At 71.1% G+C, this 24,790-nt stretch carries 22 protein-coding genes; 18 read left to right on the forward strand and 4 right to left on the reverse strand.

The window, feature by feature from the left end; translation table 11 throughout:
* Positions 1 to 127: 127 nt before the first annotated feature.
* Positions 128 to 907: a DeoR/GlpR family DNA-binding transcription regulator gene (locus ABMA10_RS07960; protein ID WP_347870223.1), complete on the reverse strand. Its 780-nt coding sequence runs from the start codon at positions 905 to 907 to the stop codon at positions 128 to 130.
* A 147-nt stretch (positions 908 to 1,054) separates the two neighbouring features.
* Here ABMA10_RS07960 and ABMA10_RS07965 point away from each other — a divergent pair, with 147 nt between their 5' ends.
* From ABMA10_RS07965 to ABMA10_RS07975, 3 genes are read left to right on the forward strand one after another with little or no spacing between them, the layout of a single operon-like run.
* Positions 1,055 to 2,707 (forward strand): FGGY-family carbohydrate kinase, encoded by a 1,653-nt coding sequence (locus tag ABMA10_RS07965; RefSeq protein ID WP_347870224.1) that lies wholly within the window; start codon positions 1,055 to 1,057, stop codon positions 2,705 to 2,707.
* Positions 2,704 to 3,501, forward strand: coding sequence for a DeoR/GlpR family DNA-binding transcription regulator (locus ABMA10_RS07970; protein ID WP_347870225.1), 798 nt, complete (start codon positions 2,704 to 2,706; stop codon positions 3,499 to 3,501). The genes ABMA10_RS07965 and ABMA10_RS07970 overlap by 4 nt, the downstream gene beginning before the upstream one ends.
* Complete coding sequence (locus tag ABMA10_RS07975; RefSeq protein ID WP_347870226.1) at positions 3,498 to 4,478, forward strand: 1-phosphofructokinase family hexose kinase; 981 nt, start codon at positions 3,498 to 3,500, stop codon at positions 4,476 to 4,478. The genes ABMA10_RS07970 and ABMA10_RS07975 overlap by 4 nt, the downstream gene beginning before the upstream one ends.
* 38 nt (positions 4,479 to 4,516) lie before the next feature.
* On the opposite strand, the gene ABMA10_RS07980 is transcribed toward ABMA10_RS07975, so the two are convergent.
* Positions 4,517 to 5,314 (reverse strand): DeoR/GlpR family DNA-binding transcription regulator, encoded by a 798-nt coding sequence (locus ABMA10_RS07980; RefSeq protein ID WP_347870227.1) that lies wholly within the window; start codon positions 5,312 to 5,314, stop codon positions 4,517 to 4,519.
* A 175-nt stretch (positions 5,315 to 5,489) separates the two neighbouring features.
* Here ABMA10_RS07980 and ABMA10_RS07985 point away from each other — a divergent pair, with 175 nt between their 5' ends.
* The 10 genes from ABMA10_RS07985 to ABMA10_RS08030 all read left to right on the forward strand — a co-directional run bounded on the left by ABMA10_RS07985 (position 5,490) and on the right by ABMA10_RS08030 (position 17,250).
* Positions 5,490 to 7,067, forward strand: a complete 1,578-nt coding sequence (locus ABMA10_RS07985) for a rhamnulokinase (RefSeq protein ID WP_347870228.1) — start codon at positions 5,490 to 5,492, stop codon at positions 7,065 to 7,067.
* Entirely contained in the window at positions 7,064 to 7,924 is an 861-nt protein-coding gene (locus ABMA10_RS07990) for a class II aldolase/adducin family protein (RefSeq protein WP_347870229.1), read from the forward strand. Before ABMA10_RS07985 ends, ABMA10_RS07990 begins: the two co-directional genes overlap by 4 nt.
* Positions 7,921 to 8,721, forward strand: coding sequence for an SDR family oxidoreductase (locus ABMA10_RS07995; RefSeq protein WP_347870230.1), 801 nt, complete (start codon positions 7,921 to 7,923; stop codon positions 8,719 to 8,721). Before ABMA10_RS07990 ends, ABMA10_RS07995 begins: the two co-directional genes overlap by 4 nt.
* 51 nt (positions 8,722 to 8,772) lie before the next feature.
* Positions 8,773 to 9,540 carry an SDR family oxidoreductase gene (locus ABMA10_RS08000; protein WP_347870231.1) on the forward strand — a complete coding sequence of 256 codons (768 nt, stop codon included), beginning with the start codon at positions 8,773 to 8,775 and terminating at the stop codon, positions 9,538 to 9,540.
* A 120-nt stretch (positions 9,541 to 9,660) separates the two neighbouring features.
* A complete protein-coding gene (locus tag ABMA10_RS08005; protein ID WP_347870232.1) occupies positions 9,661 to 10,713 on the forward strand; it encodes a DUF4432 family protein in 1,053 nt (350 codons plus the stop codon).
* Between the two features lie 179 nt (positions 10,714 to 10,892).
* Positions 10,893 to 12,308 (forward strand): FGGY-family carbohydrate kinase, encoded by a 1,416-nt coding sequence (locus tag ABMA10_RS08010; protein ID WP_347870233.1) that lies wholly within the window; start codon positions 10,893 to 10,895, stop codon positions 12,306 to 12,308.
* 114 nt (positions 12,309 to 12,422) lie between these two features.
* Positions 12,423 to 13,343, forward strand: a complete 921-nt coding sequence (locus tag ABMA10_RS08015) for a hypothetical protein (RefSeq protein ID WP_347870234.1) — start codon at positions 12,423 to 12,425, stop codon at positions 13,341 to 13,343.
* Positions 13,344 to 13,419: 76 nt separating this feature from the next.
* Positions 13,420 to 14,412, forward strand: a complete 993-nt coding sequence (locus tag ABMA10_RS08020) for a LacI family DNA-binding transcriptional regulator (RefSeq protein ID WP_431031406.1) — start codon at positions 13,420 to 13,422, stop codon at positions 14,410 to 14,412.
* Between the two features lie 597 nt (positions 14,413 to 15,009).
* Positions 15,010 to 15,618, forward strand: a complete 609-nt coding sequence (locus ABMA10_RS08025; protein WP_431031407.1) for a lysostaphin resistance A-like protein — start codon at positions 15,010 to 15,012, stop codon at positions 15,616 to 15,618.
* 171 nt (positions 15,619 to 15,789) lie between these two features.
* Entirely contained in the window at positions 15,790 to 17,250 is a 1,461-nt protein-coding gene (locus ABMA10_RS08030; protein WP_347870237.1) for an LCP family protein, read from the forward strand.
* Here the strand turns inward: ABMA10_RS08030 and ABMA10_RS08035 are convergent.
* Positions 17,247 to 18,167, reverse strand: a complete 921-nt coding sequence (locus ABMA10_RS08035) for a LysR family transcriptional regulator (RefSeq protein WP_347870238.1) — start codon at positions 18,165 to 18,167, stop codon at positions 17,247 to 17,249. The genes ABMA10_RS08030 and ABMA10_RS08035 overlap by 4 nt on opposite strands.
* A gap of 87 nt (positions 18,168 to 18,254) precedes the next feature.
* The gene (locus tag ABMA10_RS08040; protein WP_347870239.1) at positions 18,255 to 19,118 is read right to left on the reverse strand and encodes an endo alpha-1,4 polygalactosaminidase; all 864 of its coding nucleotides are present in this window, start codon (positions 19,116 to 19,118) and stop codon (positions 18,255 to 18,257) included.
* Between the two features lie 164 nt (positions 19,119 to 19,282).
* Between ABMA10_RS08040 and ABMA10_RS08045 the strand changes: the two genes are divergently transcribed.
* The 5 genes from ABMA10_RS08045 (at position 19,283) to ABMA10_RS08065 (ending at position 24,747) form a co-directional block, all read left to right on the forward strand.
* Complete coding sequence (locus ABMA10_RS08045; protein ID WP_347870240.1) at positions 19,283 to 20,122, forward strand: MurR/RpiR family transcriptional regulator; 840 nt, start codon at positions 19,283 to 19,285, stop codon at positions 20,120 to 20,122.
* Positions 20,123 to 20,378: 256 nt separating this feature from the next.
* On the forward strand, positions 20,379 to 21,107 hold the full coding sequence (locus ABMA10_RS08050; protein WP_347870241.1) for a tyrosine-protein phosphatase: 729 nt from the start codon (positions 20,379 to 20,381) through the stop codon (positions 21,105 to 21,107).
* Positions 21,104 to 21,916, forward strand: coding sequence for a metallophosphoesterase (locus ABMA10_RS08055; protein WP_347870242.1), 813 nt, complete (start codon positions 21,104 to 21,106; stop codon positions 21,914 to 21,916). The genes ABMA10_RS08050 and ABMA10_RS08055 overlap by 4 nt, the downstream gene beginning before the upstream one ends.
* 60 nt (positions 21,917 to 21,976) lie before the next feature.
* Complete coding sequence (locus ABMA10_RS08060; RefSeq protein ID WP_347870243.1) at positions 21,977 to 23,014, forward strand: ABC transporter substrate-binding protein; 1,038 nt, start codon at positions 21,977 to 21,979, stop codon at positions 23,012 to 23,014.
* A gap of 11 nt (positions 23,015 to 23,025) precedes the next feature.
* Positions 23,026 to 24,747, forward strand: a complete 1,722-nt coding sequence (locus ABMA10_RS08065) for an ABC transporter permease (protein ID WP_347870244.1) — start codon at positions 23,026 to 23,028, stop codon at positions 24,745 to 24,747.
* Positions 24,748 to 24,790: the final 43 nt, after the last annotated feature.

Below are 24,790 nucleotides of genomic sequence, written 5' to 3' on the forward strand. Positions count from 1 at the left end.
TCTCGGAGTTCCGCATCGGTGCGGATCGGGTGGACGGGGTGGTCGAGGCAGTCGTGACGGTTTGGGTGGGAGGAGTCGACGGGGGGGGGGGGGGAGTGCACGGGAGGCCCGGGCTGCAGCAGGCGGGTCAGCCGACTGAGGCGAGCAGGATCTCTGGGCCATCGGCGAGCTCGGCCAGCTCGGCGATCGTCACGGGGTCGAGGCGGTCGTCGGTGACGATCGTGCTGAACTCGTCGAGGCCGGCGGCCCGATGGAACGAGGTCGTTGCGAACTTCGGCGAGGTGACGGCGAGGATGCTGCGTCTCGCGGTTCGGAGCATCGCCCGCTTCACCTCGGCCTCCTCCGGCAGCGTCGTCGTCGCGCCGGCCGCTGCGTCGACGCCGTTGGCACCGATCACCGCGACGTCGGCGTGCAACTCGGCGAGACGCGCGACGGTCCATGCCCCGACAGCGGCCTGCGTGACGGCGCGCACCCGACCCGGGAGGGCGAGCACGGTGAGCCGCGGGCGGTCGGCCAGCAACGCGACGATCGGCAGGCTGTTCGTGACCACGAGGAGCCTACGGTCGTCGGGGAGGAGCGCGGCGATCTCGAGGGTCATCGATCCGGAGTCGAGCACGATGACGCCCTCATCCGGCAGCTGCTCCACGACGAGACGGGCGACCGCAGCCCGCTCGGCGTGCTCGCCTTCGCGGCGTCGCTGGAGTGTCGGTTCGAATGCGGTCCGGCGTGTGAGCACTGCACCACCATGATGCCGTCGGACGAGGCCCCGGCGTTCGAGCACCGCGAGGTCGCGGCGGACGGTCTCGGCGGCCACCCCGAGCCGTTCGCTCAGCTCGGCAACAGTGAGTGCACCGTCGCCGCTGCGGGCGCTCGCGATGATCGCAGCCTGTCGCTCTGCTGGATACATGACCACTCCGTCCCGGTGTGCGGCTACTGTATCCGAATTCGCCCGACGGTACTTCCGAATCGGTGGGAATGGTGGCAGGATCAACATGATCGGACGTGCAACGAGGTCGTCCGCACCCCGAAACGAAGACGACGAACGGACGCCACGATGGCCGAGCACCCAGCGCACGAGCCAGGCGATCACGCAGGTGGCCCATCCGCCCACCGATCGGCCGCTCGGGCAGTCCACGAGCCAGCTGACGAGCCAGCGGGCCGGGCGCCTGCGCGGCTCCTCCTCGGGATCGACGTCGGCCAGACGGCAGTGAAGGCCGTGCTGCACGACGAGCACCTCCAGCCGATCGCCGTGGCACGCCGGGCGAGTCCCGTCGACCGACCGGCGGCACGGCATGCCGAGCGCTCGCAGGACGCGCTCTGGGCCGCGGTCGCCGAAGCCGTCGCCGAGGTGGTCGCCAGAGCGGGTGTCGACGCCGCCTCGATCGCCGCGGTCGGCATCACCGGCCACGGCGACGGTCTGCACCTCGTGACGTCGAGCGGCGAACCGGTCGGTCCGGCGATCACGGCGATGGACTCCCGTGCCCACTTGGAGGCTGCGGCCCTCGCGGCGGATCCGGAACGCCTCCGCGTGGTCCTCGAGCGCTCCGGCCAGCTGCCGACGCCGGGTGCATCCGGGAACCTCCTGCGGTGGTTGTTGCGGCACGATCCGGAGCGAGTGGCGCGGGCCGACGCGATGCTGTTCTGCAAGGACGTGATCCGCCTGCGCCTCACCGGCGACATCTCGACCGACTACTCCGACGCGTGCGCCTCCTTCCTCGATGTCGGAACGGCGACGTGGAGCACCGAGGTCCTCGAGGCCTACGGACTCCCGGCGGACCTCGTCCGTCTCCTCCCGCCGATCCACCCGAGTGGCGCGATCGTCGGCCACGTCCTCCCCGACGCAGCGGCTGTCACGGGGCTCGTCGCCGGGACGCCGGTGGTCTCGGGCCTCCACGACGTCCAAGCCTCGTCGATCGGCATGGGCGCGTTGGTCCCCGGCCGCCTCGCCCTCGTGGCGGGTTCGTTCAGCACGAACGGCGTGACGACGACGCGGCCCGACGTCGATCCGCGGTGGCAGTCGCGGCTCTCGATCACGCCTGCACTTCGTATCGCGATGTCGACCTCGGCGACCGCCGCTCCGTCGTTCGACTGGACGCTCCGCCTCCTCGGTGTCGACGGCGCGTCCGAGCGGGACGCGCTGATCGCCGAGGCAGCGCAGCTCGACCCGGAGGAGGGTGTGCCACTGGTCCTGCCGTTCCAATCGGACTCGCCGCTCGGCGCCGCCAGCTCGGCGACCCTCGCCGGTGGACGCGACTGGCACACGCGGGCACACGTCCTCCGCGGAGCGCTCGAGGGGATCGTGCTGATGCACCGGTGGCACACCCGGGCGCTCGGTGAACGGTTCACCTGGGACGAACCGATCGTCCTCGGCGGCGGGCTCGCGCGCTCGCCGCTGTATGTGCAGCTGGTCGCGAACGCCCTCCGTGCACCGGTGACGGTCGTCGACTCCGAAGAGGCCGGAGCGTTCGGTGCCGCGGTCGTCGCCGGTGTCGCGGTCGGTCTCCTGTCGTCGGTGGAGGATGCGCAGCGCGAGTTCGTCCGCGTGGCGCCTGCGGTGCTCCCGACCGACGCGTCCGCCGGGTACTGGGACGGCGTCGGGCGCTCGTTCGACGACCTCGTCGAACAGCTCGACCCGTGGTGGCGGCATCGCGCCGCCGAGGTCCCCTCCTCCGCACAAGCACAGGACGAGCAGGGGACCGTCGGATGAGCGGCTCGACACCGAGCGGCACCGTCCTGCGGAGCACGGTGGAGGTGCGGCGAGACGACATCCTCGCGCGGCTCACCGAGCACGGACGGGTCGAGGTCGGCGCCCTGGCCGGCTCGCTCGGCGTGACCGAGGAGACGATCCGACGCGACCTCCGCGTGCTCGAACTCGACGGTCTCCTCCAGCGTGCGCACGGCGGCGCCGTCCGGGCCGGCACCGGTGTGACGGACGGTGCGGACACGGCAGCGGCCCTGGCGGCCCGTGCTGCGGTGCTGGTGCAGGACGACTCGACGGTCTTCCTCGGCAACGGCAGTGCGTGTGAAGCCCTCGGCGCCCTCCTCGCCGTCGTGCCCGGTGTCGTCCTCGTCACGGCGTCGGTGCGCGTCGCCCTCGCGGCCGCGCTCGCCGACGAAGCCGCGGTCGTGCACCTTGTCGGCGGAGAGGTGGACCCACACGGGAGGCTGACGGGGGCATGGGCCCGGTCGCAGCTCGCCGGTCTGCGGGTCGACGTCGCCGTGATCGAGGCGCAGGGCATCGGCGTCGGCGGACGGTTGCTCCACGCCACCCCGGAGGAGGCGGCCGTCGTCGATGCAGCGACCTCCGTTGCCGCGACGACGATCCTGCTGGGCGACGCGCCGACGTTCGAACACGGCGGGCTGGCCGCATCCGTCCCTGCATCCAGCCTGGGCGCCGCGGTGCTCGCGATCGGTGTTCCTGCACGCATCGTGGAGTCGCTCAGCGCGGCAGGGGTCCGTATCGAGGCGGTCGGTGCAGACCGCACGGGTGTCGAGGCATGACCGGCATCGTCACGGTGACGCCGGCTGCCGCGATCGACCAGACTTATCGCGTCGACGGCCTGCGCATCGGAGATGTGAATCGGGCAGTGGGCGTCTCCTCGGAGTTGAGCGGGAAGGGCGTCAACGTGGCGCGCGCGATCACGCTCTCGACGGTCCCTGTCCGTGCAGTCGTGCCGCTCGGCGCGGACGGCCGGATCCTCGCGTCGGCGCGGGAGCTCCAGCCGCTGCTGGCCGTGGTCCCGACCGACGGTCGCACGCGGGTGAACACGACGATCCTCGATCCGTCGACCGGCACCACCAAGGTCAACGAGCCGGCGATTCCCCTGTCGCCCGCGGAGTGGGAAGCCGTCGTCACCACGGCCGGTGCGGAGATCGATCGGATGGGTGCCGACTGGCTCGTCCTCTCGGGCACGATCCCGTCGCTCACAGGGGGCAGCGCCCCGGTCGACATCCTGCAGCTCCTCGGACAAGCGGCGGACAGGGGGGCCAGGGTCGCCGTCGACACTGCGGGCGCTGCGCTCGAGACGGCCGTCGCGAACCTCGACCTCGTGCACCTCCTGAAGCCGAACGCGCATGAACTCGCCGAACTCACAGGCCGCGAGCTGCTCACGATCGGCGACGTCGCCTCAGCCGCCGACGAACTGCAGCGGGCTGGGTGCGACCTGGTCTACGTGAGCATGGGCGCGGACGGTGCGCTCGTGCGGTCCGCCGCCGGACTCTGGCACGCGCATGCCAGCGCGACGGTGGTGAACACGGCGGGAGCCGGTGACGCGTCGCTCGCCGGTTTCCTCGTCGGTCTCCTCCGCAGCGACGGAACGGATGATCCGGCCGCGGCAGCAGCGTCGGCGGCAACGTGGGGTGCGCTCGCGGTGTCGAGCGCGACGACCATCCTCAGCTCGCTGGCCGAGGCGCCGACCCCGGTGGTGGTGCAGGATCCGGACCCGTCGACGCCCCTCCGCGAGCCTGCCGGACCATGACTGGCCGGACCGGGACGCGCGAGACGCCGACCGGTGTCCTACAGGACCGTTCCGACGAGCGGTCGGTACGGGTCGAGCCGCGGGTCGTCCGGGTCGAGCTCCGTCACCAGCGTGTCGATGCGCGCGGTCGCCAGTGCTCGTACCCGCGAGTGGGACTGCAGCTTGGTCGAATCCACCACGAGGATCACTCGGTCGGCCGCGGACGCCATCGACGACTTCACCGCGGCCTGCGCCAGGGTGCTCTCGCTCGTCCCGCTCTCGGCGTGGACGCCCATCGCGGAGACGATGCTGCAGTCGAGGTGGAAGGCGCTGAATGCCTGTTCGGTGAGCGAACCCACGAGACTGAGGTTGTGCTCCTCCCGCTCGCCGCCGGTGAGGTAGGTGCGGAGCTCGGGCGAGGCAGCGAGGGCGTCGAAGGCGACGAGTCCGTTGGTGACGATCGTCAGGGGCGGCGGCGAGGCGGTCGTCTGCACCGCGGCCGGGGTCTGCGAAGCCGCCAGCAGTTCGGCCAGCACGTAGACGGTCGTGGAGGCGTCGAATCCGACCGCGCCGCCCTGGGGCAGGAGTGGCAGGACCTTCCGGGCGATGCGCTCCTTGGCTGCGCGCTGCTGGGAGCGCCGGATGGAGAAGGGGTCGGCGAGCGCGGGCACGACGCCGCCGCGGACCCGGCGGACGACGCCGGCCCGCTCGAGCGCCTCGAAGTCGCGGCGGATCGTCATCTGGTGGACCTCGTAGCGTTCGGCGATCGCGTCGAGGGCGACGGCTCCCTCGCTGCGGGCGAGCTCCAGGATCTCGGCGCGTCTGGCTTCGGCATCGAGGGTGCTGCGGAGGGCCATGACCCGTCCTTCCGATTCGCTTGCCACCTGTGTGCTTCGGTGCTAACTTCACACACAATAACATTGCTCGATGCTCAGCGGGTGTTCTCCACCGCAGCGTGACCCACCGGGCAATGACACCGCCCGGTGGACTCCGGGCAGGACCGCGGATGCAGACACGAGGATGTGAGCAGCGATGAGCGAGGGACCCCTGGATCGCTTCCACGCGGCCGTGGACCTCGGTGCGTCGAGCGGGCGGGTGGTGCTCGGGCGCTGGAACGCGTCCGGCCTGGAGCTTCTGGAAGTGCGTCGTTTTCCGAACGGCCCGATCGAATCAGACGGTCGCCTGATCTGGGATGCCGAGCGCCTGTTCGACGAGACACTGCTCGGACTCGCCGAAGCCGTCCGCGTCGCGCAGGACGCGGGCGCTCAGCTGGACGGGATCGGCATCGACAGCTGGGGCGTCGACGTCGGGCTCGTGGACGACGGGGCCATCGGCGTCGGGTCCGCGGACGTCGGGCGCACTGCATCGGGACCGGCCGCCCCCGCTGCTCCCGCCGTCCCGACGGTCCACCATCATCGCGGGGCCGATGCACTCGGCCCCGCAGTCGCAGCCGGGCTCGTGGACGCCGCGACCGCCTACGGGATCACGGGAGTGCTCGAACAGTCGATCAACACCTCCTACCAGTTGCGGTCGCGGGCGGTGGAGGCCGCCGAGGGGGCTGCGGACGTCACGCGCCGGACGGTGCTGCTCGTCCCGGACCTCTGGGTGCAATTGCTGACGGGGATCACCGGCGCTGAGCGGACGATCGCCTCGACGACACAACTGCTCGACCAGCGCACGGGGGAGTGGTCCGTGGAGCTCATCGATCGGTGGGGGCTCAGTGGCTTCGACTTCCCGACGATCGTCGCGCCGGGCACGCTCGCCGGACCGACGACCCCCGCGGTCACGGAACGACTCGGCGCCGCAGCGCCGATCCCGGTCTACCGCGTGGCCGGTCACGACACCGCCTCGGCTCTCGCGTTCGCGCGGCCGGCGAACGCCGAGCTGCTCGTCTCGAGCGGGAGTTGGTCGCTCGCCGGTGTGTGTCTGGAGGAGCCGGTGCTCACCGAGTCTGCACGGATCGCCGGCTTCACGAACGAGGCGGGCGCCGACGGCTCATCCCTCCTGATCCGCAACCTCGCGGGCATGTGGCTGCTCACGGAGTGCGCCCGCGGGTGGTCGGAGGAGGACGGCCGCCGGATCGATCCGGTCGAGCTCGTCGAGGAGGCGACCGAGCAGTCCGAACGATCCGAGCGCGACGTCACCGCAGTGCCGTCACCCGTGTTCGACGTGGGAGATCCCAGCCTGCTCGTCCCTGGCGACATGCCCGCTCGCATCGCCGCGCTGTGCCGCGCGGCCGGCCAGGATGCACCCGTCGGTCGCATCGGCGTCGTGCGGAGCATCATCGAGAGTCTCGCCGTCGCCTACGCCGAGACGGTGCACGCCTGCGAGACGATCACCGGGACGCCACTGCGCTCCGTCCGCATCGTGGGTGGCGGTTCCCGGAACAGACTCCTCTGTCGACGCACGGCCGAACGCACGGGACTGCCGGTCGCCGCAGGACCCGCAGAGGCGTCAGCCCTCGGCAACCTCGCGGTGCAGCTCGTCGCCGCAGGCGCGGCACCCTCGGTCGCCGAGGTCTACCGTGTCGGCGGCAGTGCGATCACCGGCAGCACCGGCGTCGACGCTCCCGCGGTCGACGCACGCCATCACGACAGGGAGTCAGCATGAGCCAGACGATCGAGCGGCAGACCGCCGAGTCGGTGCGCGACCGCCTCGTCGACTTCTCGCACGAGCTCGGCCGACCGGACCGTGCGTGGGCGCTGCTCGCGGAGGGGAACACGTCGATCCTCCTGCCGGATGCCGGTGACGGCCACGCGGCGATGCTCGTGAAGGCGAGCGGCGCGTCGATGGCCAGGGCTGCTCCCGACGACTTCGTCCGCCTCGACCTCGCCCCCGTGCTCGCGCTCGTCGACGGGACGGACGGCGGGGACCGGGAGGTCGCGGCGGTCTTCGAGGCCGCGGCGTCCGCCGAAGCCGGGAAGCGACCGTCCGTCGAGGCCATCCTCCATGCTGTCTGCCTCGACCTCCCCGGCGTCCTCGCCGTCGGACACACGCATCCCGTCCCGGTCAACGCCCTCCTCTGCTCGACCGGTGCGGAAGCGCTCGTCAGGGGGTCGTTGTTCCCCGATCAGATCGTCGTCCTCGGCACCAATCCGCTGCTCGTCCCCTACGTCGACCCGGGGCTCCAGCTCGCGCGCGTCGTCCGGACGATGCTGCGCGAGCACATGGCGGCCACCGGTCGGGTACCGAAAGTCGTCTACCTGCGGAACCACGGCATGTTCGCGCTCGGAGCGAGCGAAGCCGAGGTGCTGCAGATCACGGAGATGGCCGTCAAGGTCGCCGAAGTCGTGATCGGCGCTCTGGCCGCGGGTGGGCCCGTCTACCTGAGCGACGAGGCCGTCGCCCGAATCGACACCAGGCCAGACGAAGTGCTCCGCCGGACGGCACTGTCCACCCATCAGCCGAAGACGCACCGATACACCGACGCCGCCGCCCGATCGGCGACAGGAACCGAGCCAGCATGAACGCATCCGCCGACAACATCCACCCGGGAAGCGCCGCCGACGTCCGCGGCACGGTCGATCTTCGCGGCACCGTCGATCTCCGCGGCCAGGTCGCGCTCATCACCGGCGCATCGTCCGGCATCGGACGCTCCTACGCGCAGGCCCTCTCGGCGGTGGGGGTCCGGACCGTCCTCGTCGGACGCTCCACCGAGAAGCTCACCGCCGTCGCCGACTCGCTTCCAGCCGAGAGCGTCATCCTCGCCGGCGACCTCGCTGACCCTGCGGTCTCCGGGCAGGCTGTCGCCCTGGCGCTCGCCGCCTTCGGCCGTCTCGACATCGTGCTCGCCAACGCGGGCCTCTACGTCGGCGGCGACTTCGCCGAGACGCCGATGACCGCGATCGAACAGCTGGTCGGGGTCAACGTCCTCGGCGCGATGGCGACGGTGCGCGCCGCGCTGCCGCACCTCATCGCCCAGGGCAGTGGCGACGTGCTCGTCACGAGTTCCGTCTCGGGGCACCAGGACATCCACTGGGAGCCCGTGTACTCGGCGACCAAACACGCGATGCAGTCGTTCGTGCACACCGTGCGGCGGAACCTCGTCGGCTCCGGCGTGCGGCTCGGGGCCGTCGCGCCCGGCGTGGTCCTCAACGAGCTGTGGGGCATCGCCGAGGGGGCGAACGGGATCGACGACCAGATCGCCGCCCGCACCGGGATCCGCTCGGAGGATGTGGCGGACGCCGTGCTGTTCATGCTCACACGACCGCGCCACGTCACCATCCGCGACCTCGTCATCCTGCCCACCGACCAGGAGATCTGAGCGGTCGGCCCCGCTCCCGAACCGTCCACCCCATCACTCTGAGGAGTCTCCATGTTCTCTGATCTCCACGGTCGAACGGCCGTCATCACCGGCGGCGCCCGCGGGCTCGGCTACTCGCTCGCCTCGGCGCTCGCCGCACAGGGTGTGCACGTCGCGCTGCTCGACCTGCTCCCCGTCGTCCAGGAGTCGGCTGCCTGTCTCGCCGCCGAACATGGCGTGCGCGCCGCCGGGTTCACGGTCGATGTGAGCTGTGCCGATGCCGTCGAGGCGGCGTTCGCTGCTGCGGAAGCCGAACTGGGGGCGCCGTCCCTGCTCATCACCGCAGCAGGGATCACCATCTGGGGCGACAGCGTCGACGTCCCCGCCGACACCTGGCGCAAGGTGCTCGCCGTCAATCTCGACGGAACCTTCTTCGCCGCGCAGTCCTTCGCCCGACGGGCTCTCACCGCGGGTCGTCCGGCGTCGGCGGTGTTCATCTCCTCGATGTCGGCGTTCATCGTGAACCAGCCGCAGTTCCAGGCGTCCTACAACGCGTCGAAGGCGGCCGTCAGCCACCTCGCATCGTCGCTCGCGGTCGAATGGGCGCCTGCCGGTGTACGGGTGAACGCCATCGCGCCCGGCTACTTCCTCTCCGACATGACACGTGAGTTCACCGAGGCGAATCCGGAGCTCGCTGCCGAATGGACGGCCGACATCCCGGCGGGTCGCATGGGCCAGCCGGAGGACCTGCACGGTCTCGTCCTGCTCCTCGCCTCCGAAGCGTCCTCGTACCTCACCGGTCAGAGCCTCGTCATCGACGGCGGGTACACGGCGCTCTAGGAACCACGCCTCCGGTCCATGCGTGTCGACGGACCGACCTCCACCAGCACCCCGCCGCAGTCCCGGGACTGTCGACGGGTCCAGCCCCACACCCCCTACGAGCAGTCGAGGAGCTCCACGATGACGCGTGCAGTCAGCAGTCCGCCAGCCGATGACGCCGCCCCGTGGGGTGTCCGGCGTCGGCGCTTCGTCGAGGCGCGGTCCGGTGCGGTCGAACGCGCCTGGGCTCCGAGGTCGGTGCGGGTCGACGACGGCCCGTCGGTCGGGCGTCGCCAGGTCGAGCTGCGGCATCTGGGAGGGCTCGAGGTGACGGTGGAGGTCGACCAGTTCCTCGACCTCGGGGAGGCCTCCTGGAACGGCGAGGTGGTGTCGTTCGTCGCTTCGACGACCGCCCCGCACGCCGAGGGGTGGGCGCGCCGCTGGCAGGGTGGACTGCTCACGACGTGCGGGCTCACGGCCGTCGGCGTCGCACCGCCCGAGGACGGCGGCATGCACGGGCGCGCACATCTGATCCCCGCGACCGTCACCCGCAGTGAGGGCCGGTGGTCGGCCGAGGGGTGCTACGAGCTCGCCGTCGACGGTTTCCTCCGCGAGGGAGCGGTGTTCTCCCAGAACCTCACCGTCGAGCGCGGCATCCGCGCCGAGGTCGGCGTGGGGCGGATCCGTCTGCACGACATCGTCCGCAACGAGGGGTTCGTCGCCGAGCCCGTCCGGCTGCTGTACCACGTGAACCTCGGCTGGCCGATGCTGCACGGCGGCGCGGTCGTCACGGCGGAGGCGACCGCAGCCGTGACGGCCGGTGTCGACGCCGGGTCGCCGTCCGCCGTGTCCTCCTGGGAGCGCACTCTGGACGAGCCGGTGGCCGGGGCTGCCGAGCAGGTGGACGCGCTCGACGCCGTCATCGGCGCTGACGGATGGTCGACCGCGACGCTGTCCGGTGAGTCGGGGACCGTCGCGATCCGCTTCCGGGCGGAGCAGCTGCCGTTCCTCACCGTGTGGCGGAGTTCCGCTGCCGGCAGCTACGCGCTCGGGATCGAGCCGGGGACGTGTTGGCCGAGCCATGCGGAAGGACCGGAACGCGGCAAGCTCGGTCGGATCCTCGAGCCCGGCGAGTCGTTCGACATCGATCTGGAGATCGCCTTCAGCCCTGCCGACGGGCCGTTCGCCGACTGAGCGTGTAGGGGACCCGCGCCGTCCGAACAGCTTCGATTGTCGTTCGGCGACGATTCACGAGCAATTCCCGCCAGGGTATGTCATCGATGACATGATGCGAGTATGCTCACGATGACATCGATGACATGTGGTCATCGTCGGAACCCGACACGGACGTCGGATCTGAAACGGAACCCGCTGTGCACACTGCTGTGAACACCGACGCGACCATCACCCAGGCCATCCTCACGGACGGCCTGTTCGCCGGTCTCGACCTCGGCAGCACCGGCGTGAAGATCCTCGTGACCGACACGGACGGCACCGAGGTGCTCATCCACCAACTGCCCACCCCCTGGCTCGCCGGCGCCGGTGGCACCACCGTCATGGAGGCCCAGGCGCTCGTCGCGACCGTCCGCCGCTTGCTGGAGCACGTCGCCGACGAGCTCGTCGAGCGGTTCGGGCCGTCGGCGCAGGTCCGCGCCATCGCCGTGTCCGGCATGGGGGAGTCAGGCATCGTCCTCGGTGCCGACGGGTCGCCCCTCGCCCCGGCCGTCGCCTGGTTCGACCCGCGCGGTGCCGAGCAGGTCGCTGCACTCCCGCCGCAGATCGCTGCTGAATTCGCCGGGCGCACCGGCCTCCCGCTCGGCGTGCAGGTCTCGGTCGTCAAGCTCCTGCACCTGCGCGACAACGGCCTGGACCTCGCCGGCACACGCTGGCTCAACCTGCCGGAGTTCATCGTCGCGGCACTCGGTGGCGAGCAGACGGCCGAGTACTCGCTCTCCTCCCGCACAGGCCTGCTCGACCAGGACACGGGCGCCCCCTGGCCGGAACTGCTCGCCCACCTCGGCGTCGACGCCTCCTTCCTCCCGCCCTTCACCGACGCCGGAGCCCCCCTCGGACGCGCAACCCGGGAGTGGCTGCCGGACGTGTTCTCCGGAGCCGCCTTGACCGTCGCCGGCCACGACCACCTCGTCTCGGCCGTCTCCACCGGCTCGTTCCCGGCCGATCGCTACCACGTGTCGATGGGCACCGCCGAGGTCCTCCTCCGTCGACTCGACGAACCGCTTCCGTTCGCCGCCCGCGAGCGCCTGGCCGAGGTCTTCATCAACTGCGTGCGCCACGTCGTCCCCGGCACCTGGGTGCTCGTCGCCGGGGTGAAGACCGGGCTGCTCATGCGCCGCACGCTCCAGCTCGTCGGTGTCACCGACCGCGGCGGTCGCGATGCGCTCGACGATCAGATCATGGCGCTCCCGTTCGACGGGCTGCTCGGCGACGGCGACATCGACGTCTCGGGTGCCCGGAACGACGACGGCGTCCTCAAGCTGACCGTCCGTGCCGACGGAGCCGAGCCGGCGGAGATCTTCGGCGCGGTGCTCCGGCACGGCAACGACGAACTGCGCGTCCTCATCGAGGCCATGGACCGCGAAGTGACTCCGGCGACCTCGGCGCTGCTCACCGGTGGCTGGGCGAGCATGCGTTCCGTGCAGCGCGCACGTACCGCCGTCCTCACCGGCGTGCAGGTCTCGCACCGCACGCAGGACACCGCGTACGGGGCCGCCGTGTTCGCACGCGCCCTCCTCGAACCGGCCAACGCGATCGGCCGTCCCCAGCGCTGATCGCCCGGCCGACCGACCCCACGAACCCCGCACACCCGACCGACGAGACCACCCCATCCACCCGGCGCCACCGCTGCCGGCATCAGACCCCATCCGAAGCACAAGGAGTACCTCATGAACGCAGTAGCCACCAGGACCAACGAACTCACGACGCTCGAACGCCGCGCGATGAACACCATCTCCACGCCAGGCGGCGGCATGCTCATCGTCGCAGGCGACCAGCGCAACGGCATGAAGGCCGTCATGGACGATGCGCCGAACGGTGCCGCCGGCATCTCCAAGGACGAACTCGCCGATGCGAAGAGCGACCTCGTCCGGTTCCTCGGCAACCATGCCCCCGCGATCCTGCTCGACCCGGAGGTCGCGCTGCCCCTCGTCGTCGACGAGCGCACGCTCTCCCGCACGACCGGCCTCGTCGTCGGTATGGACTCCTCCGGCTTCGACACCGAGAACGGCCTGCGCCGTACGAAGTACGTGCCCGGGATGGACGCGCGTCGGGTGCGTGAGCTCGGCGGCGACGCCGCGAAGATGCTCTTCTACCTGCGTTCCGACCAGCGCGACGCCGAGCAGGTCGTCATCGACGAGATCGCCCGCCTCGTGACGGAGTGCACGTCCGAGGGCGTCCTGCTCATCGTCGAGATCCTCGTCTACCAGCTCGAAGGCGAGAGCGACGAGGACTACGCGGCGATCTTCCCCGAGCTCGTGCGTGGTGCCGCGGAGATCTCCGTCGCGGCCGGCTCCAAGGTCCTGAAGCTCCAGTACCCCGGATCCGCCGAAGCAGCCGCCGCCGTCACCGAGGCCGCGAACGGGGTGCCGTGGGCGGTGCTGTCCGCGGGAGTCGACCACGAGACGTTCGTCGGTCAGGTCCGCATCGCGGTGGAGAACGGCGCTGGCGGCGCGATGGCCGGTCGTTCGCTGTGGAAGGATAGCCTTTCGATCTCGTCCGCGAAGCGCGAGGAACTGCTCACGACCCGTGCGCTGCCCCGACTGCGCGAACTGCAGCAGGTGATCGAGACCGCACTCGCCGGCCGATGACGGCACGCGGGCGGCGACCTCGGTCAGCCGCCCGCAGCCCGTCCGGACGCCGATGCACCACCCCAGAGGAGCGCCCATGGCCACGATGCAGGACGTGGCGTCCCGCGCCGGTGTGAGTTCCAAGACGGTGTCACGCGTCTTCAACGACGACCCGCACGTCCTGCCGGAGACGCGCTCGCGCGTCGAAGACGCCATGCGTGAGCTCAACTACGTGCCGAACGTGCTGGCCCGTACCTTCCGCAATGGTCGCTCGTCGTCCGTCGGCGTCGCCGTCCCGGACGTCGTCGACCCCTTCTTCGCCGCGGTCGTGCGTGCGGTCGAGGAGGTCTGCTCGGTCAGTGGCATCACGACGCTCGTCACGAGCATCGGCGACGACCCCTCGCGGGAACGAGCGGTCCTCGACTCGCTGCTGCGCTCGCAGCTCATGGGGCTCGTGCTCGCACCGGTCGCCGAGGGCCAGTCGTGGCTCGCACCGTGGGCCGAGCACACGCCGATCGTCTTCGTGGACCGCGCGCCCGGCGGACTCGATGCCGACAGCTTCGTCGAGGACGACCACCGTGGGGCGTACCTCGCCACGAAGCACCTGCTGGAGCACGGCCACACACGGGTCGCCTTCGTCGCGGACTCCGCGCACCCGCCGAGCACCCGACGCAGGCTCGAGGGCTACCAGGCGGCGCTCGCCGAGGTCGGGATCGCGGTCGACGACGCGCTCGTGAGCCTCACCGCGACCGATCGCGCCCGCGCGGCTGCTGCGGTCGACGACCTCGTGTCGCTGTCGTCCCCGCCGACCGCGCTGTTCTCCGCCAACGCCCGCGTCACGATGGCACTCGTCCCAGCGCTCAGGGCCCGTGGCATCGCCTCGCTCGGCTTCGGCGACTTCCCGATGGCGGACCAGCTCGATCCCTCGGTCAGCGTCATCGAGCAGGATCCCGCCCGGCTCGGACGCCTCGCCGCCACGCGGGCCCTCGCGCGCTTCGGTGATGCGGACGAGGTGCACGAGCGCAGCACGGTCGTGCCCGTGGGACTCCTGCTGCGGGAGTCGTGCGGCTGCCGCCTGCCCGCGGCCTGAACCCCGCGCCGAGGATCCCCCGAGTGACGGATGCGCCGGCGGTCACCGGTCCGTAGCGTGGAGGGTCCAACGGACGTGATCGGGGGATCATCATGGGACGCACGGACGACGCGGCGCGCGAGCAGACGGCTTGGGCACCGCTCGAATCACCCGGGCAGGCCCCGACCGGCGCCGACGCCGCAGCGCCCTCGCTCATCGGTGCAGCAGGTCGGGTCGCTCTCACCGAGCAGCCGGAGACACCCGCTGAACGACAACGACGCCGCAACCGCGAGTTGTCACCGGTCCTGCCGAACCGCGTGCCGTGGCTCGCGGTCGCCGTCTTCACCGGCCTCGCCATCGGGCTCGCGTGGCTGGTGGCGCTGCCGCTCTGGTTGTCCGGCGACGGCCTCGCGAACCCCTGGTTCCAACTGATCGCCCTCGGCATGATGTACACACCGACGGTCGCCGCGCTCGTGGTGGTCCTGTTCGTCGCCCGGCCACACAGCATCCCCAGACTCCTCGGGCTCGGCCCGCTGCGCCCGCTCGCTCGGACTGTGCGCTGCCGCGTTCGTCGGGTTCCCGCTCCTGGCCTTCCTCTCGATGCTGCTCGGCCAGGCCATGGGACTGATCAGCCTCGACCTGGTCGATCTGTCGGGCCTCGCCGCGATCATGTCGGCCTCCGGCGTGGACGAACTCGGACGAGACGACCTCACCACGATCGCACTCGTCCAGGTGCTGTCGCTGCCCCTGAGCATCCTGATCGGCTCGCTGTCGGCCTTCGGTGAGGAACTCGGTTGGCGCGGTTGGCTGCTGCCGAACCTCCTGTCGCTCGGAACCTGGCCGGCGTTGCTGCTCTCCGGCGCGATCTGGGGTGTGTGGCACGCGCCGCTCATCCTGCTCGGCTACAACTATCAGCGGACCGACGTCGTCGGCGTCCTGCTGATGGTCGGCTGGTGCATGCTGCTCGGCACCGTGATCGGTTGGTTGCGGTTGCGCTCGGCCTCCGTCTGGCCGGCGGTGATCGCCCACGGTGCGGTGAACGCCGCGGCCGTCGCCTTCCTCATGTTCGCCACGCCCGACACGATGGCGACCGGCGTCTTCGGCACGCTCCTCGGATGGCCCGGATGGATCCTGCTCGGTGTGACCATCGCCGTCCTCGTCGTCACGGGTCAGTTCAGCACACGTGCACGTGCCGTCCCGGGGTTGCGCGCTGCGGAGGCGGACTGACGCTGCCCGAGGGCGGTGTCCGGTCAGCTGACCGGAGCTCGCCGGTCATCCGATCACGGGGCCGAACGGATGTCGTGCTGGGGTACTGACGCGACGTGGCATACGCGCGGTGCATGAGTCGCGACGTGCAGGCTGCTTGTCGCTTCACCCGGCACTTGGTGCACTGGGACGATGAGCGAATCCGAGCAGGCCGAGGCGTCGTTGCGTCCCCAGGCATCCCACGTCCGCCGGAGACGCGGCGGGCACCGTGGAGCCCCCGTGAGTCGACGGGTGCGCCGCCGTCGGCTGATCGTCGGCATCGCCGGCGGCCTCGTCCTCGCGCTGCTGGGTGGGATCGGCGTGTTGGCGCTGAAACTGCAGGGCAACATCACCTCGGAGGCCATCGCTGCGCCGAGCTCCACAGCGTCGGAGGCTGCCGCGCCGGGCGCACCGGATCCTGCGCTCAACATCCTGCTGCTCGGTTCGGACAGCCGGGACCTGGCCGACGGTGACTACGGCGAGGACACCGGAACCCAGCGCAGCGACGCCATGGTGCTCGTCCACGTGTCGGCGGGCAACACCCGTGCCGAGGCCGTGCAGATCCCACGTGACACCCTCACCGACCTGTCGATGTGCACGGACACGGGCCGTGGTGTGCCGGACGACTACGGCATGATCAACGGCGCGCTCAACTACGGTGCCGCCTGCTCGGTCGCAGCGGTCCAAGCGATGACCGGCGTGCCGATCGACCATTTCATCGAACTCGACTTCAGCGGGTTCCAGGCGATCGTGAACGGCATGGACGGCCTGGCGGTCTGCCTGCCAGAGGACATGGAGGACCCCTACTCGAACCTCGCACTCCCCGCGGGCGCACAGGTGATCGACGGGACGCAGGCGCTCGCGCTGGCGCGGACGCGTCATGCCGTCGGCGACGGCAGCGACATCGCACGGCTCGGCAACCAGCAGATGGTGATGTCCGCGATCGTCCAGCGCGCGTTGAGCGCAGAGGTGCTCACCCGTCCGGACCGCCTCATCCGCTTCCTCGACGCCGTGACCTCCTCGCTCACCGTCGACACGGATCTCGCCAACCTCGCAAGCCTCACCTCGCTCGCCCACCGGGTGTCCCAGGTGCCGACGGCCGCCATCACGTTCTTGACGATGCCGTGGACCGAAGCCCCGTCGGACGACAACCGCGTCGTGCCGAGTGACGATGCTGCAGTCGTCTTCAGCAGTCTCGCGGCCGACACCCCTGTCCCGATCGCGGGGGCAGCCGATGCGGAACCCGCCGCACCTGTCGAACCGGTCCGGGTGGAGGCGGTCAGCGTCCTCAACGGGTCCCAGACCGACGGGATCGCGTCGACGACGGCGGACCGGCTGACCGCGCTCGGGTACACGGTGGCGACGATCGCCGACGCCGAGACGGACACTCCCACGACCATCCTGCTCGCCCGTGACTCGGACGCGGCGCGAGCGACGGCCGCCTCGCTCGCGCAGGAGCTCGGCATCACGGTCGTCGTGAGCGGCGAACCGGATGCGGACGCAGAGGACGTCGTCCTCATCATCGGTGACGACTTCGCCTCTCTGGCGACGCCGGCCGCGGATGCTCCGATCGTCGTCGAGTCGCGCAGCGCAGCGGCAGACCTCTGCGGCTAGACCGTCTCGCCCGCGCCCCGCTCCGAGGTCGGGGCGTCGGCCAGCCGCAGGAAGGCGTGGATCGCCGGTGCATCGACCGCGTCGCGTCGCACGAGCAGGCCGATGCTCCTCGTCACCGGCGTCGGGAAGCGCCGTACCCGCGCGCCGTTCGCCGCCGCCCAGCCAGCGAGTCGTTCCGGGACGACGGTGAGCCCGACGCCCGCGGTCGCGAACCGCGTGAGCGCTTCGCGCTGGGTCGTCACGATCACACGAGGCGGTTGTACGCCGAGCCTCGCATAGGCCTCGTCGGTCACCGCCCGCATCGACGTCCCGCGGGGGAGCGTCACGAGGGAGTGCGCGCGGAGCTCCTGTGCCGTGACCGGTTCGTGCTGATCCTGGTCCCGCTCGCCGGGGTCGGCGATGCCCGGCAGGACGACTGCGAACGCCTGCTCCTCGAGCAGCCGGACCTCGACCCCGGGCCCGGCGTCCCGCAGGTCGGCCACGCCGATCTCGATGCGGCCGAGATCGAGTGCTTCGAGCAGCTCGCTCGAATCCGCGGCTCCCGTGACCTCGATCCTGACGTCGGGGTGTGCCTGGTGGAATCGCGCGACGAGCTCGGGCACGTGTGTCGCGACGAGCGAGGGGAGCGCACCGATCCGCAGGGTGCCCGTCGTGAGCTCGTGCTGTGCATCGACGAGGGCGCGCAGCCCGCTCGCCTCCCGCAGCATGCGACGCGCAGGGCCGAGCACCGATCGTCCGGCGTCGGTCACCTGCATGCGCCGACCGACGCGGGTGAAGAGCGCGAGACCGAGATCCGCCTCGCAGCGCTGGATCCGCCGGGTCAGCGAGGGTTGTGAGATGCGCAGCACGTCGGCGGCTGCCGCGTACGACCCGTAGTCGACGACGGCGACGATCGCCTCCAACTGCTCCAGATTCATCCCTCCACGCTACCCGGCCGCGCCAGGGCGGGAGCTGCGTGCGGGCGCAGGCGCTGCTCGCGAGCGCCGGCGGCAGCGAGCGGTGTGTCAGGCTGCGCAGGCCTCGAAGACGTGGTCTGCATCATCGGCGGGCGCGAGGTCGCGATCGCGCAGGATGGTCGAGGACGGCACCTGCGGGTCGTCGCACACCTCGGCGAACGTGCCGCTGAGGTCGTCGGTGTACTCGATGTCGATGACCGCGTCACCGTAGACGTCGGTGTAGGTGGCGCACTCGTCGAACCGTTGGCACTCCTCTGCCACGGCGAAGTCGAAGCCGACCTCGTCGCGGCCCCTGGCTCCGAGCTCGCCGGTGTTCTTCTGGCCGATCAGGAGTCCGGCATCGTGCGCGATGTCGGCGTATCGGGTGGCGAGCGCGACCGCGTCGTCGACGGTGAGGCGGCCCTCGGACCGCGTGTAGGAGTCGAGGTTGTCGATCTCCACCGCGTCGAAACCGGCGTCGGCGCAGCGTGTGATGCTCGCGCCGATCCGCTCCGCGATGCGTGCGCGGCGGTCATCGGTGGAGGCGTCGAAGATGAGCTCGTCCGGCCAGTTCTCGTCGATGATCGGTTCCCCGGCCGGGTCGACGAGCACGAGCTCGGGCTTGGCGAGCCAGGCGTCGCGGTCGGCAGGCTGGCTCTGGAACCCGTTCACGTAGCAGATGGAATAACGGTCCGGATCGGGGGAGTCGGTGCTGTCCCGGGCGACACCGCCGACGACGGAAGCCGGTTCGTAGGCGCCGCCGAGCTGGTAGTCGAACACCAGCTCGCCCGGGAAGGAGCCGTCCGTGTTCGTCGAGGACGCAGTCGTCCGCGGCCCGGCGGGGAATGTCGAGCAGCCGGAGGCGACGAGCGCCAGGACGACGGCGCCGAGAGCTGCGACGGTCTGGAGGGCAGCGGGGCGCGGGCGTGGCATGCCCCCACCCTAGGTCGTCCATGAGCTGCCGCCGATCTGCACGCCGTCACCCGCCGGCATCGGTCGGCAGCGCCCGTTCACCGGGGCGATCTCCCGATGGGCTAGGCTGCATCCACTTCGGCGGCACGGCATCCTGCGGCGCTGTCGACGAGCAAGGGAGCAGGATGGTCCTCATGCCGGGAGGCGCCGACAGCGGCGTCATGGCGAGGTTGCGCGCCGCCTCCCCGCTGCTCGGGCCGAGTGAGCGCCGCGTCTCCCAGGTGGTGCTCTCACGGCCGGCCGAGGTCGTCGAGTGGTCGACGACCGAGCTGGCCGTCGCAGCGGACACGTCACCGGCGACGGTGATCCGCGCGTGCCAGAGCATGGGGTTCCGTGGGTTCCAGCACCTGCGGCTCGAGGTGGCGAGGGCTGCCGGTGAACCTGAACACGATGCCCCGGACGACCTCGTCGGGAGCGTCTTCGCCGAGGCGATCGACGCCCTTCGGCTCGGGCAGGAGAGCGTCGACGGCGCCCGGGTCGAACGAGCGGCCGAGGCGCTCGCCGCCGCCCGGCGGATCGTGCTGCTCGGGAACGGATTCTCCGGGCCGCCCGTGCAGGACGCTGCACTCCGCTTCAGCACACTCGGTCGTTCGGTGGAGGCTCCGGTCGACATCCTCGCGCAACAGTTCGCGGTGCACTCGCTCACCGAGCGGGACGTGTGTCTCGCCGTCAGCTACTCCGGCGCGAACGCGCACACGCTCACCGCCGCCCGCGCCGCCGTCGCTCTCGGCGCGCAGGTGGTCGTCGTCACCAGTTACGCACGGTCGCCGCTCGCCCGGCTCGCGAGCATCGCGCTCGTGACCAGCCCGGCAAGTCGCGCCCACGACGTCGACCCGTTCCTGTCGCGACTCGGACACCTCGTCGTCCTGCACGCGTTGCACTCCGCCCTCTCGGCGCGGAGCGGCGGCGGTGACGTCGCGCACATGCGCCACGTGGTGGCGGACGCCCTCGCCGACGACGCGTAGCGCCCGTCCGCGGGGCGCCGGTGACGCTCGATCACGTGCGCCCGGACGCGCGACGACGGCGCGAGCCACTGTCGGTCGGCGTGCCGTGCGAAGCGTGGCCGAGCGTTCACCGCCCGGTCCGGGCGGCGTCACCGGCTGTTCACGGAACACGCGCACGCTGTCGGTGTAACGCGGTTTCACCCCTGGTGGAACGCGTGGAATGAACGCCGGAGACCATCGGCCGTCCGTCAGGACGTGCCCGAGCGAGGAGCACGACATGCGCACGATCGAAATCGACGGCACCTACAACGCCCGTGCCGCAGGATCGTCCACCTCACCGTGGCTCGTCCGCTCCGCGGCACCCGACCTCCTGTCCGACCGCGGCCGGGCGGTGCTCACCGAACTCGACGTCCGCCTTGTGGTCGATCTGCGCGAGACGGTCGAGCGGACACCGGGAGCGAGCGGTCCCGGTGTACCCGTCCGCAGCGTCCCGCTGTACGGGACCCCGGCCGGCCCGCCCGCGATCGGGTCGCTCGAAGCCGTCTACACCGCGCTGCTCACCACCCGCGGTCGAGCACTCGCGGAGGCGGTCGGCGCGATCGCCGACGCGCTCGACGAGAACGGCGGAGCGGTCCTCGTGCACTGCACGGCGGGCAAGGATCGCACGGGCCTCGTCGTCGCACTCGTCCTGCTCGCGGTGGGCGCCTCGGCCGACGAGGTCGTCGCGGACTACGAGGCATCCGGCGCATCGGTCGCGCTGCATCGCGCCGGGATCGTCTCGGCGGCGCTCGACGAACTCACCCTCGACGACGCGGCCCGGGCCGAGGCACTGCGGCTGCACCTCGAGAGCCCTGCAACGGTGATGCGTGATGCGATCGAGGCCATCGACGAGCTCGGCGGAGCGCACGCCTACCTGCGCGAACACGGCGTCACAGCCGAACAACTCGACCGTCTGAGCATCCGCGCGCGGAGCGCTGCCGTCGTCGACTCGGCGTTCCCGGTATGAGCATCGAGACCGGCCGGCTCACCATCCTGCACCTGAGCGACGTCCACGCGACCGAGGGCGAACTCCTCTACGGGTCCGTCGACGGCCTGGAGCGCCTCGACCGCGTCGGCGCATACGCACGGGAGACCGGCATCACGCCCGAACTGGTGGTCGTCACCGGTGACCTCGCCCAGCGGGGCAACCCCGGAGCCTACCCCGCGATCGAACGGGCACTGCGACGGCTCGAAGAGGCGCTCAGCGCACCGGTCCTGACGGTGCTCGGCAATCACGACGACCCTGTCGCCGCACGGGTACTGACCGGCCACGGTGCCGGTCACGCCAGGGTCGTCCACGTGGGCGGGCTGCGCGTCATCCTCCTCGACTCGTCCACCGGTGCTCTCGACGCGGTGCAGCTCCAGCTCGTCCGAGACACCCTGCGCCGGCCGTTCGGGCTCGGGACGGTCGTCGCTCTGCACCATGCACCGCTCGGTTCGCCGCTCCCGACGCTCGCGCAGGCGGGTCTCCGTGATCCAGCGGCGCTCCTCGACGCCCTCACCGGCGGCGACGTGCGCATCGTCCTCGCCGGGCACTTCCACCACGCACTGTCGGCGACGCTGCGCGGCATCGCCGTCTCGGTCGGTCCGTCCCTCGCCTACCACCAGGTGATGAACGCCGGCCCCGACCTCGTCAGTGGCCACGACGCCTCGATGTTCTCGCTCGTGCACCTCACCGAGCAGTCCGTCAGCACGTCCTCCTTCAGTCTGCGCGACGCCGTGCCGCTGTTCACCGCACCGGTGCGCCACGCGGTTCACACGCCGATGGCGTCCTGAGCGCCCCTGTCCCGAACCGACCACCCACCCATCACCCGCTCCACCGATCCAGAGGAAGTCATGTCCCGTCTCGCCCGGACCAGCGCCATCTCAGCACTCGCGTTGTCCACCGTCCTGCTCGCCGGCTGCAGCGCCACCGCAGCCTCCACCGATGACACCGCAGCGCCCGCCGCCGACGTGCTCGACGCAGCCACCATCACGCTCTACACCTCCGAGCCGCAGGAGAAGGCGGATGCCCTCGTGAGCGCGTTCAACTCCGTGCAGCCGAACGTCACCGTCGAGGTGTTCCGAGCCGGAACCGGAGACCTCACGGCACGCATCGAGGCCGAGCGCACGGCGGGAGCGGTCCAGGCCGACGTCCTGCTCGCGGCCGACTCGGGCACGTTCGAGGGTTACGCCGCCGACGACCTCCTGCTCGCCTACACCCCGGCCGACGTCGATGCCGTCAACCCGGACGTCGTCGACCCGGAGGGCTTCTACACCGGTACCCGCATCATCCCGACGGTCATCGCGTACAACACGGGCCTCGTCGACACTCCGCCGACCTCATGGAAGGAACTGACCGACGCGGAATATGCAGACAAGATCGTCATGCCGAACCCCGACGTCTCCGGCGCAGCCGCCTACAACGCCGCGGTGTGGCTCGACGACGACCAGCTCGGCGAACAGTGGCTGACGGCGCTCGCCGCCAACAACCCCGTCATCGCCGACAGCAACGGCCCGGTCTCGCAGGCCGTCGCAGCGGGGACGCAGCCGGTCGGCATCGTCGTCGACTACCTCGTCCGCGAGCTCGCAGCGGCCGGTTCGCCGATCGCGGTCGCCTATCCGGAGGAGGGCGTCCCGTACGTGTCGCAGCCGGTCGGCATCTTCGCATCGACCGACGAGCAGGCGGCATCCGAGGCGTTCGTCGACTTCCTCGTGAGCGAAGCGGGCCAGACGCTCGCGGTCGAGCAGTCCTACCTTCCGGTGCGCAGCGACGTCGGCACACCGAAGGGCGCACCGTCGATGGACGACATCACCATCCTGTCGCCCGACCTCGAGACGATCCGCGCCACGCAGGGCGACGCGGTCGCCACCTTCAACCGCCTCTTCCAGTAACCGTGACGACGATGACGACGGCCCGCACGCCGAGCGCGCCGGCCACGGAGGCGACTGCAGTGGCTCCTGCCGGCGGGGTCGGGGAACCGACAGTGGGGCAGCAGCGACCGTCGCGGCATGGCCTCACACGTCCGGACGGCCTCACCGCCGTACGGGTGCTCGTGTGGCTCGCCTGTGCGGCTGTCATCATCGTCCCCCTGGCGAGTGTCGTGGTGCTCGCCGCCGGCGGGAAGCACCTGCCGTTCCTCCTGCAGGGCGACGTGGTCGAGGCAGGCGTGAACAGTTTCGTCTCCGCCACGCTGTCGTCGCTCGGGGCCGTCGTCGTCGGCACCGCGCTCGCGCTCCTGTTCGAGCGCACGGACCTCCCCGGACGCCGGGTGCTGCGCCTCGTCGCGCTGAGCCCGCTCCTCGTGCCGCCGTTCGTCGGCGCGATCGCCTGGATCGGCGTCGCAGGGCCGACGAGCCCGCTCAACGTGTGGTGGCGCGGGATCACGGGCGAGCCCCTGTGGTCGGTCTACGGCGGCGACGGCGTCGTGTTCCTCCTCACCGTGCACAGCTACCCGATCGCACTGCTGATCGTGACGGCGGCGATCAAACGGATCCCCGCCGACCTCGAGCAGGCCGCGCGCATCTCGGGGGCCTCCGCCGTCCGCGCGCTCGGCACCGTCACACTGCCGCTCGTGCGCCCCGCCCTCATCTCGGCGTTCACACTCATCGCCGTCTCGAACCTCGCCGACTTCGGCATCCCGTCGATCATCGGCACGCCCGAGCGGTTCGTGACGCTCTCGACCCTCGTCTATCGGTATCTGCAGTCGGGCACGATCGATTCACCGCTGGAGGTCGTGGCGACCATCGGGGTCGTCCTACTGGCGATCGCCCTCCTCGCGCTCGTCGCGGAGATGGCCGTCTCACGGCGGCGGACCGAACTCGACGCCTCGTCCTCGCCCCCGCAACGGTTGCCGCTCGGGCGAGCCCGTCCTCCAGTCGCGATCGTGACCTGGGGCTTCGTCCTCGCACTCACCCTGTTGCCGCTCATCGCCCTGCTCACCCAGGCGCTGCTGCCGGCCCCCGGTGTTCCGCTGACCTTCGAGAACCTGACCCTCGACAACATCGTTCGGGCAGTGACCGCATCCGGCACACTCTCCGCGATCGGCAACTCGGTGATGCTGGCGGGTCTCGCCGGAGCGATCTGCGTGGTCCTCGGCCTCGCCATCGGAGCGCTCGCCACCCGCACCCGTGCTCGCGACAACGGCGCGCTCTCCGCGATCGCGCTCCTTCCGCAGGCGATCCCCGGCCTCGTGATCGCCGTCGCCTGGCTCGTCATCGCACCGCGCATCGGGCTGTTCAACACGCCGTGGCTGATCCTCGCCGCCTACGTCACCTCGTTCGTCGCCCTGGTCGTGCAATCGGTCGGAGCGCCGCTCCGGGCGACGCCGCTCTCGGCGGAGGAGGCGGCCCGCGTCTCCGGAGCTGGACGGCTCAGGGCGCTGGTCGACATCTCGGCCAGGATGGCGCTCCCTGCCGCGCTCGCCGGCGGCGTCCTCGTCGTGCTGTCCGCCGTGCGCGAGCTGACGCTCTCGGTGCTCCTGCTCTCGCCGGGCTCGCAGACGCTTGGAGTGGCGATCTTCAACCTGCAGCAGGCCGGAGCGTACAACGCGGCATCGGCGCTCGCCCTCCTCGTCACCATCGCGGGCCTCGCGGGGCTCGGGCTGGCCGCCAGATCCTCCCGCTGACCGTTCCCAGTCCCTCGCTCGGCGCCATCGCCGAGCCGCCCGA

This window comes from Plantibacter sp. RU18, from assembly GCF_050613355.1.
In the GTDB taxonomy this organism is placed as follows: domain Bacteria; phylum Actinomycetota; class Actinomycetes; order Actinomycetales; family Microbacteriaceae; genus Plantibacter.

Coding starts and splice junctions, on each gene's coding strand:
- ABMA10_RS07960 (WP_347870223.1), bottom strand. CDS start 907: ATGTATCCAGCAGAGCGACAGGCTGCGATCATCGCGAGCGCCCGCAGC.
- ABMA10_RS07965 (WP_347870224.1), top strand. CDS start 1,055: ATGGCCGAGCACCCAGCGCACGAGCCAGGCGATCACGCAGGTGGCCCA.
- ABMA10_RS07970 (WP_347870225.1), top strand. CDS start 2,704: ATGAGCGGCTCGACACCGAGCGGCACCGTCCTGCGGAGCACGGTGGAG.
- ABMA10_RS07975 (WP_347870226.1), top strand. CDS start 3,498: ATGACCGGCATCGTCACGGTGACGCCGGCTGCCGCGATCGACCAGACT.
- ABMA10_RS07980 (WP_347870227.1), bottom strand. CDS start 5,314: ATGGCCCTCCGCAGCACCCTCGATGCCGAAGCCAGACGCGCCGAGATC.
- ABMA10_RS07985 (WP_347870228.1), top strand. CDS start 5,490: ATGAGCGAGGGACCCCTGGATCGCTTCCACGCGGCCGTGGACCTCGGT.
- ABMA10_RS07990 (WP_347870229.1), top strand. CDS start 7,064: ATGAGCCAGACGATCGAGCGGCAGACCGCCGAGTCGGTGCGCGACCGC.
- ABMA10_RS07995 (WP_347870230.1), top strand. CDS start 7,921: ATGAACGCATCCGCCGACAACATCCACCCGGGAAGCGCCGCCGACGTC.
- ABMA10_RS08000 (WP_347870231.1), top strand. CDS start 8,773: ATGTTCTCTGATCTCCACGGTCGAACGGCCGTCATCACCGGCGGCGCC.
- ABMA10_RS08005 (WP_347870232.1), top strand. CDS start 9,661: ATGACGCGTGCAGTCAGCAGTCCGCCAGCCGATGACGCCGCCCCGTGG.
- ABMA10_RS08015 (WP_347870234.1), top strand. CDS start 12,423: ATGAACGCAGTAGCCACCAGGACCAACGAACTCACGACGCTCGAACGC.
- ABMA10_RS08020 (WP_431031406.1), top strand. CDS start 13,420: ATGGCCACGATGCAGGACGTGGCGTCCCGCGCCGGTGTGAGTTCCAAG.
- ABMA10_RS08025 (WP_431031407.1), top strand. CDS start 15,010: ATGGGACTGATCAGCCTCGACCTGGTCGATCTGTCGGGCCTCGCCGCG.
- ABMA10_RS08030 (WP_347870237.1), top strand. CDS start 15,790: ATGAGCGAATCCGAGCAGGCCGAGGCGTCGTTGCGTCCCCAGGCATCC.
- ABMA10_RS08035 (WP_347870238.1), bottom strand. CDS start 18,167: ATGAATCTGGAGCAGTTGGAGGCGATCGTCGCCGTCGTCGACTACGGG.
- ABMA10_RS08040 (WP_347870239.1), bottom strand. CDS start 19,118: ATGCCACGCCCGCGCCCCGCTGCCCTCCAGACCGTCGCAGCTCTCGGC.
- ABMA10_RS08045 (WP_347870240.1), top strand. CDS start 19,283: ATGGTCCTCATGCCGGGAGGCGCCGACAGCGGCGTCATGGCGAGGTTG.
- ABMA10_RS08050 (WP_347870241.1), top strand. CDS start 20,379: ATGCGCACGATCGAAATCGACGGCACCTACAACGCCCGTGCCGCAGGA.
- ABMA10_RS08055 (WP_347870242.1), top strand. CDS start 21,104: ATGAGCATCGAGACCGGCCGGCTCACCATCCTGCACCTGAGCGACGTC.
- ABMA10_RS08060 (WP_347870243.1), top strand. CDS start 21,977: ATGTCCCGTCTCGCCCGGACCAGCGCCATCTCAGCACTCGCGTTGTCC.
- ABMA10_RS08065 (WP_347870244.1), top strand. CDS start 23,026: ATGACGACGGCCCGCACGCCGAGCGCGCCGGCCACGGAGGCGACTGCA.